General features: G+C 70.3%; 11 protein-coding genes. 8 read left to right on the plus strand and 3 right to left on the minus strand.

The window, feature by feature from the left end:
• On the minus strand, positions 1-212 hold a 212-nt coding region (locus tag VB059_RS06010; protein WP_323421120.1), incomplete at its 3' end, for a hypothetical protein.
• A gap of 271 nt (positions 213-483) precedes the next feature.
• Between VB059_RS06010 and VB059_RS06015 the strand changes: the two genes are divergently transcribed.
• The 6 genes from VB059_RS06015 (at position 484) to VB059_RS06040 (ending at position 4,812) form a co-directional block, all read left to right on the plus strand.
• Positions 484-1,275 carry a hypothetical protein gene (locus VB059_RS06015; protein ID WP_323421121.1) on the plus strand — a complete coding sequence of 264 codons (792 nt, stop codon included), beginning with the start codon at positions 484-486 and terminating at the stop codon, positions 1,273-1,275.
• A gap of 53 nt (positions 1,276-1,328) precedes the next feature.
• A complete protein-coding gene (locus VB059_RS06020) occupies positions 1,329-1,526 on the plus strand; it encodes a hypothetical protein (protein ID WP_073185244.1) in 198 nt (65 codons plus the stop codon).
• Between the two features lie 131 nt (positions 1,527-1,657).
• Entirely contained in the window at positions 1,658-2,278 is a 621-nt protein-coding gene (locus VB059_RS06025; protein WP_300141374.1) for a hypothetical protein, read from the plus strand.
• On the plus strand, positions 2,275-2,559 hold the full coding sequence (locus VB059_RS06030) for a hypothetical protein (protein ID WP_323421122.1): 285 nt from the start codon (positions 2,275-2,277) through the stop codon (positions 2,557-2,559). The genes VB059_RS06025 and VB059_RS06030 overlap by 4 nt, the downstream gene beginning before the upstream one ends.
• Positions 2,559-3,377: a hypothetical protein gene (locus VB059_RS06035; RefSeq protein ID WP_323421123.1), complete on the plus strand. Its 819-nt coding sequence runs from the start codon at positions 2,559-2,561 to the stop codon at positions 3,375-3,377. The genes VB059_RS06030 and VB059_RS06035 overlap by 1 nt, the downstream gene beginning before the upstream one ends.
• 10 nt (positions 3,378-3,387) lie before the next feature.
• Complete coding sequence (locus tag VB059_RS06040) at positions 3,388-4,812, plus strand: hypothetical protein (RefSeq protein ID WP_323421124.1); 1,425 nt, start codon at positions 3,388-3,390, stop codon at positions 4,810-4,812.
• Positions 4,813-4,817: 5 nt separating this feature from the next.
• On the opposite strand, the gene VB059_RS06045 is transcribed toward VB059_RS06040, so the two are convergent.
• Positions 4,818-5,165 carry a hypothetical protein gene (locus VB059_RS06045; RefSeq protein ID WP_323421125.1) on the minus strand — a complete coding sequence of 116 codons (348 nt, stop codon included), beginning with the start codon at positions 5,163-5,165 and terminating at the stop codon, positions 4,818-4,820.
• Positions 5,166-5,434: 269 nt separating this feature from the next.
• A complete protein-coding gene (locus VB059_RS06050; RefSeq protein WP_323421126.1) occupies positions 5,435-7,003 on the minus strand; it encodes a hypothetical protein in 1,569 nt (522 codons plus the stop codon).
• A 312-nt stretch (positions 7,004-7,315) separates the two neighbouring features.
• Here VB059_RS06050 and VB059_RS06055 point away from each other — a divergent pair, with 312 nt between their 5' ends.
• Positions 7,316-7,549: a hypothetical protein gene (locus tag VB059_RS06055; protein WP_323421127.1), complete on the plus strand. Its 234-nt coding sequence runs from the start codon at positions 7,316-7,318 to the stop codon at positions 7,547-7,549.
• A gap of 14 nt (positions 7,550-7,563) precedes the next feature.
• A partial coding sequence (locus VB059_RS06060; protein ID WP_323421128.1) for an SCO6880 family protein occupies positions 7,564-9,765 on the plus strand: 2,202 nt, incomplete at its 3' end.

The following is a 9,765-nucleotide window of genomic DNA, read 5'->3' on the forward strand; positions in this document are numbered from 1 at the left end:
AGCGCAGCGTCCACGGCCGAAAGGAGTTCGGAGGCCGTCGGCTCGTCCTCCGGTGTGGCGCGCAGCTGCAGCGAGCGCATGGCCTCGGGGCTGTACGCCGCCATCTCGAGCACGAGCGACTGCAGCGCACCACGGTCCATCGAGCGCAGGAGTCGCTCGACGTCTGGCGTGACCGGATATCGCACGTCGCCCGGCCCGATCACGTTCTTCACCCGCTGATTATCGCGAATCGTCCGGGGGTGGCCGACGGAGTCCGCGTCGCTTCCGTGAAGTGAAGAGGCGGACTTCGCGCGCATGGGCACATCTCGCGTCTCTGTCAAACGTGTCGGGGGCTACGCGGGCAACGCGCGGCCGACTAGGTGCTTTGGTCGGTGTCGGCCGCGTCGTGGGTCCCGGTCCGATGCCGAGGAGCCCTGTGGACTACGAAAGGAACAACGTCCGATTGGTGATCTTCCTGCATAACCACGCGGAAGGACCACGGCAATGAACATCACCGAGATGTTGGGCTTGCAGGACGAACGGTTGGAGTCCGTGCTCGCGGAACACTGGGCGACCTGGGTCGCCATCGAACCCCGGCTCGGCGTCGTCGCCGACCCGAATCGGCTCGACGCCTGGCGGCGAGCGGCTGAACCCGCGCTGGCCAACGACGTCCTTCTGGGTCTGGCTCGGTTGGCGGCGTTCGATGGGGCAGACGACCGGGATGCAGCATTGGTGCTCGCGTGGTTCCTGCTGCCGACCGCCTTGCGCGTGCGGCGTCGGTTGGGCTTGAACGACGATCGGGTCGACGAGGTACTGGCCGCCCAGCTGTGGGTTGAGGTCCGCGGCTTGCCGTGGCGGCGGCCGCACTGGGTGGCTGCGAAGGTCGCCGGCCAGCTGCGTGAGGGCGTGCTGCTCGACTGCGGCGCCTCCACGCATCATCAGCCGCGCCGCCTCTCGACCGTCTCGTTGGGGCCCGTCGACCCGGCGGACGATCGGCTCGTCGAAGACGACGACCCGGCAGTCGAGTTGGCCGAGCTGCTCGCCTGGGCGTGCGCCGAGGACGTCATCACCGACGAGGACCGGGAACTGCTGGTCAGCCTGATCGAGGCCGCGAAGACGCTCCAGGCCGATGGCCATGCCCGCGAGGGCGGAGTTGCCGGCCTGTCGAGCCGACAGCTCAGCGCCGTTGTGGCCCAGGAGTGGGGCGTGTGCGCCCGGACGGTGCGTCGTCGCACCGCTCGCTGCGTGGCGGCCCTCAGCGAAGCCGCCGGCGAGTACCTGAGCGCGGTCGGCTGACTGTCCACCGATGACGGGCGCGGCCCGTTAGGGATGGCGGAGGTGATGTCGAGATGACCAGCACTCCGGCCGACGTGGCCGCCCTGTTGAAGATCGCGGCCATGGAGCCGGAGACGCTGGACGACCTGGACGGCTGTTTGCGCAGGCTCCGGGACGTTCAGAAGGCCAGACGTGAGCTGGCCAAGGTGCCGCCGGCCATGCTCTTGTCCGGACTGCTTGATCGGCGCCCTCGGGGCGGTGATCCGTCGTGACCGCGCACAGCGTGGCAGAGCTTCGCGAGGCATGGCGCGCGATTGAGGCGGGCGAGTTCACCCACGGGCCCCGGTCCGCGCCCGCGGCCCGGGGAGGCGCAGCCGTCTGGACTCCAGCGCCAGGTGAACGGGTGGTCGCCGTCGTGGGCTGCGCCGGCGGAGTGGGGGCGTCCACGCTGGCGCTGGCTCTGGCCACTGCAGCCGGAGTGCCGGCGCGGGTGGTGGAGTGCTGCACTCCGTTGGTGTCCGGCTTCTCTGCCGCAGCCAATGCCGAACTCGGGACCGAGGGCCTGTGGCGCCGCGGCAGTCGTGGCGACGTCTTGCTGGAGCGCCCCATCACCGGCGACGCGACCGTGCCGGTGCCGACCGAGTCATCGATCGAGTGGACGTTCGTGGACACCAACTGGACGACCGTGTCAGGAACGGGCGCGGGGTGGCTCGGGTCAGTGCTGCGCACGCTCGACGACGTCGTCCTCGTCACGAATGCCACCGTGCCCGGGATCCGCCGCCTGGAGTCCTGCGCCGAACTCCTCGGCCGCGACGCGCCCGGGGTGGTCGTGGGGCCCACGGCCAAGCGGTGGCCGCGTCCGGTCAAGGTCGCCGCAGCCGGGATGCCCGCGCACGTGCACTTGGCCGCCTTCCCGCTCGACCCGCGCCTGCAGGTCACCGGCCTGACCCCCGACCCGTTGCCTGCCTCGCTCCTCAAGGCGGCCCAGACCGTCCTCGCCCTCCTCCGAAAGGAACCGACATGAACCCGCTGATCGTCCCGCTGGAGATCTGTCCGGTGGCGCCCACAGGCGTCGCCGCCTACACCGACCAGATCTCGGGCATGGTCCTGTGGTCCGTACTGTGGCTGTTCGGCATCGCGGCTCTGGTGTCCGTCGGGGCGATCCTCGTCGGACGTGCAACGCACTCCCCGCACCTCTCGAAGGGCGGCATCATCGGCCTGGCTGGCGTCCTGGTGCTCGCCGTGGTTCTGATGGGTGGCTACGGGATGCTCAACGGCATCCTCGGCGACGGCTGCGTCGACTGATGTTCCGCCGTCGCCCACCCCGCCCGGCGAGATCAGCCGAGGTCGTCCCGCTCTCGCGCACTCAACTGCTGGCCGTCCTCGCGGGGCTGCTGCTGGTGGGCGGCGTCCTGCTGTACGGGCTGGGCTACACCCTGGTGTCCAGCTTCTCGGCGGGAAGCGCGCCCGACGGCGTCCAAAGCAGCGCTCACCAGGACGCCGACCCTGCCCAGCGGCGAGACGTCATCGCTGCCGCGCCGATGGCGACGGTGGCCCAGGACGCCGGCCTTACGCCAGGGGTGGCGATCGCCCTGCCTAGCGCGATCAGGCTGCCCGCCGCCACGACCGTCGGCGTCAGCGGTGTGCCGTCCGGCTACCCGCGCACCCCCGAGGGTGCGGCCGCCCAACTGGCGGCCATCGAAGTGCGCGTGCTGTCCGCGATGTCGCTGCCGTTGGCCACCGAGGTGTACCGCGACTGGGCCTTGCCCGGCGGTGTCGGCGCCGCCGACTGGTCCCAGACCCGCAACGTGCAGTCGTTCCTGACCCACGCCCGGCAGTCCTCGAACCAGTTGGACCCCGGAACCTTGGTCAGCGTCACCCCCGCGGCCATCCAGATCAAGGGGACCGACGGCCCTGATTGGGTGGTCGCGTGCGTGCTGCTCGACGTACGCGCCGCCCTGAAGGCGGAGGCACGCATGGGCTACGGCACCTGCGAACGCATGCAGTGGACCGGCGACCGATGGCTGATCGGCCCCGGCACAACACCCGCACTGGCCCCGTCGACCTGGCCCGGCTCGGACGCCTCCGTCGAGGCCGGCTGGCAGCCGGTCGCCTCCAACTGAAGGAGCAACCATGCCCATCGATCCATTCGGACTGCTCGGCTCCGCGATCGCCAACGTGGTGACCGACAGCCTGACCGCGGCCATGCTCGCGCTCTGGAACGCCGGCCTGTGGGTGCTCCGGGCCGTCCTCGAGTTGGAGGACGCCATCCTCACCCCGAGCCTCGGCGAAGACGGACCGGTCGGCGAGCTGTACGCGACCACCTTCTGGATCGCCCTCGCGCTGGTCGGGATCCTCATGCTCGTCCAGATCGGCGTCGCCCTCGGCAAGCGTGACGGGCACAGCATCGGCCGGCTCCTCGTCGGCGCCGCCCAGTTCGGGTTCGTGTGGTTCGCGTGGGTGGGCTACGGCGTTACCCTGGTCGCCGCCTGCAGCGGCCTGACCAAGGCCCTCATGCAGTCACTGCTCAACGTCACCCGCTGGAGCGAATGGGAACCCTGGGAACCGTTCACGGCCAGCGACATCACCAACGGCACCGTCGCAGTCATCCTCGGCATCATGGGGATGCTCCTGTGGCTCGCCGCGATCGGACACACCCTGGTGATGGTGGCCCGCGCCGCCTCCCTGCTCGTGTTGGCCGCGGTCACACCGATCGCAGCGGCCGGGCTGGTCACCGACTTCGGCCGCGGCTGGTTCTGGAAGTCGTTCCGCTGGTTCCACGCCGCCGCCCTCACCCCGCCGCTGATGGTGCTCGCGCTCGGCATTGGCGTGAGGATCACTACCGAGGTGGCGGTCGGCGGTGAGGACGACGTCCTCAAGTCGATCGGGACGGCGTTCGTCGGCGTCGTGCTCATCTGCGTGTCGTCCTTCTCGCCGCTGGCCCTCTACAAGCTGTTCGCGTTCACCGACCCCGGCAGCACCTCCGGGTCGGCTCTGCGCGCCGGGCTCGCTGCCGCCGGTGGCATCGGCGGCGTCCTCGCCGGACGCCAGACCGGCAGCAGCGCTGCCACCACCACCGACGATTCCGGACGCACCGCCGGCGAGGACGGAGCCGCCGCGACCACGATCGGCCGATTCGCGGCGGGCATGGGCCCGGTCGGTCAGGCGCTCTCGACCGGCATCGGCGTCATGGCCGCCGTCGGCGGGACCGCCGCGGCTATGGGCGCCGATCAGACCAACCAGATGGGGGTCGGGCACAACAACTTCCCGCCCGACTACTCACGCCGCGGCGTTCGGGCTGGCAGCGGCCAGTCGGGTCACGACGACGGCGCCACCAGCGAGCCCACCAACCCCGACGACCCCACCGTGGACAACGGCTTCGACGGCGGCTGGGGGGGCCCGCCCCCGGACGCCGGGACGGGCGGATCGTGGTCCGGAACGGGCACGACGCCGCCCACAGGCACGCCGGCGCCCACCGCAGCCCAAGGGGGAACTGCCGCCAGGGGCGCTGCCAGCGCCTCCGAAGTGGCGGAGGTCGCCCAGGTAGCGGCCCTGTGATCTCGTCATGCCCGGAGCTCGTGGCCCCTTGTGCACTCGAAGACTCGTTTGAAAGCTGCCACGACCTCTCCCGTCTCTCCGGCGTCCGGGGTGTCAAGGTGCTCGCGGAACGCCGCCAGATTGGTCCGACTCAGCTCAGCCGCCCAGCGCTCTTGGGTCGCCTTGTCTGATGGCAGCGACACCGGACTGGGAAATGCGTCCGACTTGTCGGCGCTCGCTGCACGCTGCGCATGATCGGACGTCCGCTGGCGGCCCAGCGGGTGTGCCTGGGCGTCCCGGTCGTCAGAACCTCCAGCGCCCGATGCGCCCGGTCCCTGGCGCATGATCGTCAGATCGGGGATCGCCACATCCATCAGACCAACTGGGCCGCCGACAGCGTCGACCTCGGGTCGATTGCCCGGTTCGCCATCAGCGCGAACAACCGCGTTCCAGACCGGTCGTGACGGCTGGGGCCGAGTGACCTCCGCAGCGCGTCGTCGACGCCGAGCATGCGCCAGAAGCCGTCGAGCCATGCACGTAACCAGCAGAGCGGCTGGGGTAACAGCGGAAGCAGGCCTCGCAGGGTCCGACGGACCCCTATGTCGCTTCTGATCCGCGCCCCAGAGCATGGGGTCGCGGCCGCTCAGGACTTTGTGTTCGGCACCAAGTAGTGCGGCCCGATGAACCCGACGTGCATGCGCTTGGTCTTACCACCCGTGTCGTCGTGGAAGTACACCCTGGGTGCCAGGGAGCCGCCACCCTCGGAGATCTTGAGGTGCGCGCCCATGTAGAGCTCGCCAGAAGGGTCCACCGCTTCGTCGACCTTGAAGCAGCGCTTGCTGAACAGCTTTGTGCTGTTCTCGACGCTCTCCGACTCACTCATGGCGAGCTTCTTCGTCGTCGCGGGCCACGAGCCCTCGCGCACGCACCAGTTCCAGAACCCCCCGGAGAACGCGCCGCTGCGCACGTCCCGGGCGTAATCGGCCAAGGCGCCGAGCCCGCGCCAGACCGTGTTGCCCCACGCCAGCGCGTTCGGCGCTGCGTCAACGCTGTCGAGTTCGCGGTCCGCCCCATGGGGGATGACGAGGAACTCCGACAGTTCGTCACGGGCGCGACCCACAGCCTCGCTCACGGTCATGAGCGTCTCGCCCGCCTGCTCGGCGTCCTGCTCGGCCTGCGTCACCTCTTGCGCCATGCCTGACTCGAAGCCCAGCTGCCTCAGACGACGGACCAGCACGAGGGCCCGGTTAAGCTCGGCCTCCACCTCGGCTCGCTCGATGATCTCGTTGTCTAGTTGGGTCTGGAACTGGTCGCGCTCCCTGCGTAGCTCCTCGACCTCGGCAGCCCAGACCGTCCGGTCCGGTTGCGTCACCGCATGATGGACGGCGCGGAGGCGGTGGTCGGGGCGACGACGGCTCGATAGGGAGGTGACCCAGTTGACGATAGGCTCCACCCCGCGCTGCCCTAGGAGGTCGCCGCTGTAAAGGCGGTGTGCGGCGGGGGAGTCCAGACTCCCGGGTGCGTAGACGCGCACGGCGCCGCCCCAGACTCCCAACCGTTCTGGTAGCGCAGCTTTCAGCGCGTCCTGAGCCCCCGGGTCCAGCATGACGACGGTGGCGAGCCCGGTCAGGCGCCTGGCGAGGTTCCCAGCTCGATACCGGAGGTGGTCGTCGAAACCCGTCCAGGGACAGGTAACGACGACGACCGGCAGGGCGCGCTCCGGATTTTGGAGGAGCTCGTCAAGGACCGCGACCCCCTCGGCAGAGATCTCTTGCGCCTCGCTCAGCAATGCACTCGCACCGAGCCTAGGTCGATCGCCCACGCCCAGCAGCGCGTCGACCACCCGCGGCCGGCCTACGCTCACAGGCGCTGAGACCGTCTCCGACTCCAGCGTGTTGTCCACCCAAACCAGCAGGTGCCCGTCCGCGACCGCGATCCGCACGTGCACGCCCCAGACGGCTCCGGTCCCGTCGTCGTCCTCGACGTCTACGACCAGGCCGCTCGGCTCCGCGACCCGCTGCGCCCGCACCGTACGAATACCGGGATTGGCCACTCCAGACCGCTCAAACGTGACCTCGCCCGACTCGGGCAGATCTACCTCGTCCGACTCCAATGCCCACGGCGCGATAGCGCGGGTGGCACCCTGCAGCAGCTCGTCCGGGCTTTGCCCCCCGTCGGCAGCGGTCCACATGATCCTCGAGATGACGGCCATGCAGCCATTAGACCAGCCCAGGAACGGCGCATGCTCGCCGTCCATCGCCGGGGAGTGGCGCCGACTTCAGGTGGAGAGCCGGCGCAACCCGATCTGGACGTGCGTGAGGAGTATGGCTGGCGACACCTTCATGTTGAACCAGCGGCTGCTTCTCGCGCGGCGCCAGTCGCCGTCCTGCGGTGCGCGTGGGCGCGTTCGGCGGCGAGGCGCGGCGACCGTGCTCTCCCGGCGTTCTTGCTGTCCACGGAACACCATCCCTTCTCGTTATGCGAGGTAAGTGGCCTCTGCCACCCCACCCGACAGGAGGCCCCAATGGATGGCTGGACCAACACCTACCCGGACGTCGATCCACCCGAGTCGCAGCCGACGCTCTTGGATCAGGACCGACGCGCGATCGAGGACCGCCACGTCCGGGCCAGACACGCGGAAACCACCCGCGTCGCCGAACTTGAGCAGACCCAAGCCCTCGACGCTGGCGGCAGCCCCGCCGAGGCAGACGTCCCGCTGCCGTTCGCGACGCCACCCGGCGTCTCGCTGGCCTTCTGACGACGGGCGACGTCATGGCAGCGGTGTACGACGACTACGGCCCGGACCGGGTCGGCTTCTTCTTCGGATTGACCGGCCCCCGGCTGGCGGCCCTGACCCTCGCGGTCATCCCCGTGTTCGTGGCTGCCAACCAGCAACGCTGGTTGCTCGCGGCCCAGCTCGCCGCGATCGCAGCCGTGGTCACGGTGCTGGTCGTTGTCCCTGTCCGCGGCCGCTCGGCCACTGGCTGGCTGCTGGCCAGCCTCAGTTTCGCCGTCGGTAAGGCGTTCGGCTGGACGCAGTGGCGCAGCAAAGCCGCCACCGGGAAAGCCGAGGCCCTAGAGAACGCGGACCTGCCCGGGGTGATGACCGGCATCGAGGTCCACGACGGAGCCCCCAAGGGCCCGGCGCAGACCCGGTACGCGATCATCCAGGACCACGGCCTGCGCACGTGGGCGATGACCGCCGCGATCCGTCACCCCGGCGTCGGCATGGCCGAGGGCGACCGCCGCGACCAGTTCGGACGCGGCCTCACCGAACTGCTCGATGTCGCCGCGCGGGCGTCCCTGATCAGCGACGTCGTGTTCCTGGTCCGCACCGTCCCCGACGACGGCGCCGAACGCCAGCAGTGGATCGCGACCCATAGGCGTCCCGACGGCCCCGAACTTGCCCGCCGGATGAACGACGAACTCGCCACCGCCCTGAGCCGCGCCGCAGTCCGCACCGAAGCGTTCGTCACCTTCGTGGTGCCCGAAACCCGGATCGCGAAGCAGGCCCGCGAGTTCGGCGGCGGCCTGGAGGGACGCACCCGCGTCTTGTACGCGCTGGCCGACGAGATCTCCGCCATGTTGCGCGGCGGAATGGGCATGACCGACGTCGCCTGGCTCACCTCCCCCCAGCTGGCGCTCACCGTCCGGACCGGCTTCGCGCCCGCCGACCGGGCCGGGATCATCGATGCCCTCGCCGCCCACCAGACCGACCCGACGGTGTGCACCGACGTGCCGTGGGCGATGGCCGGACCCTCCGGCGCCGACACCACGATGCGGCACTACTCCCACGACGCATGGAACTCGATCAGCTCCACCATCAAGCTCCCCGACCGGGGCGGCTGCCTCGGCGCCCTCGCCCCGGTCCTCACCCCGTCCGAACCGGGGGAGCGGCGCTCCTACACAGTCGTGTTCCCGATCCTGCCGTTCAGCCGCGCCGACCGGCAGACCGCCTCCGGCGAATGGGCCGCCGACATGGGCGAGGGACTCCGCGGCCGGCTCCAGATCCGGCAACGCTCCCGTGACCGCGCCAACGTCACCCGCGCCCATCGCCTCGACGCGAAACTCGCGTCCGGCCACGCCCTCACCCGCCCCTACGCGGTCGCGTGCGTCACCGTCGCCAAGACCATGCGCGTCGCCGAGTTCGGACGCCGCCTCGACGCGTCCATCCGGCGCGCCGGCTTCGCCCCCCCTGCGCCTCGATCTGGCCCAGGACGCCGGCTTCGCCGCCGCCACCCTGCCCCTCGGGCTTGGCCTCACCCGGAAGGCCGACGAATGAGGACGCCGCCCCGCGGGCGTTCCACCGCCCAACTGCTCGCCGACTTCGGCCACGACCTGCCCACCAAGCCCGAACCGGAGAGGCCAGGCAAAGAGCCGTACCTGTTCCACGCGTCGCCGCGGCGGGGGCAGCGGCGTCCGGGTCGGGGATGGAGCCCGGCGCGCACGCCGGTCGTCCAGTACCGGATGACCAGCGACCAGGCTGCTGCGTGGTGGCCGTTCATCGCGAACCCGCCCCTGTCTCCCACCGGTGCGCAGATCGGCGTCGACGAACTCTCCGGGGGCAGCTTCTACGCGGACCCGCTCGGCTGGGTGCTCGACGACACCGTCCCGGTCACCAACCCCAACGTGATCACGTTCGGGAAGCCCGGTGGTGGCAAGTCCACCAACACCAAGAACTTCGCCACCTTGATGATGGACTTCGGCTACAAGGTGTTTGTCCTCGGCGACCCCAAGGACGAGTACGAACCGCTGTGTCGCGCGTTCGGCGTCCAGCCGTTCGCCGTCGGCCCGGGCATGAGCGCCCGCATCAACCCCCTCGACTTCGGCCCCCTCGGCGACGGCTGGGACACCCTCGACCGCATCGAAGCCCAACGCCGGGCCGGGATCATCTTCCGGCGCTGGCTCACCCTGATCCGCGGGCTGGTCGGCTCCCAGTTCGTCGGCGAGCAACGCGTCCCGTTCGGACCCACC

Source organism: Raineyella sp. (assembly GCF_034933565.1).
In the GTDB taxonomy this organism is placed as follows: domain Bacteria; phylum Actinomycetota; class Actinomycetes; order Propionibacteriales; family Propionibacteriaceae; genus Raineyella.

Excerpts from the sequence above, each read along its gene's own strand:
- VB059_RS06015 (WP_323421121.1), top strand. The coding sequence starts at position 484 with ATGAACATCACCGAGATGTTGGGCTTGCAGGACGAACGGTTGGAGTCC.
- VB059_RS06020 (WP_073185244.1), top strand. The coding sequence starts at position 1,329 with ATGACCAGCACTCCGGCCGACGTGGCCGCCCTGTTGAAGATCGCGGCC.
- VB059_RS06030 (WP_323421122.1), top strand. The coding sequence starts at position 2,275 with ATGAACCCGCTGATCGTCCCGCTGGAGATCTGTCCGGTGGCGCCCACA.
- VB059_RS06035 (WP_323421123.1), top strand. The coding sequence starts at position 2,559 with ATGTTCCGCCGTCGCCCACCCCGCCCGGCGAGATCAGCCGAGGTCGTC.
- VB059_RS06040 (WP_323421124.1), top strand. The coding sequence starts at position 3,388 with ATGCCCATCGATCCATTCGGACTGCTCGGCTCCGCGATCGCCAACGTG.
- VB059_RS06045 (WP_323421125.1), bottom strand. The coding sequence starts at position 5,165 with ATGGATGTGGCGATCCCCGATCTGACGATCATGCGCCAGGGACCGGGC.
- VB059_RS06050 (WP_323421126.1), bottom strand. The coding sequence starts at position 7,003 with ATGGCCGTCATCTCGAGGATCATGTGGACCGCTGCCGACGGGGGGCAA.
- VB059_RS06055 (WP_323421127.1), top strand. The coding sequence starts at position 7,316 with ATGGATGGCTGGACCAACACCTACCCGGACGTCGATCCACCCGAGTCG.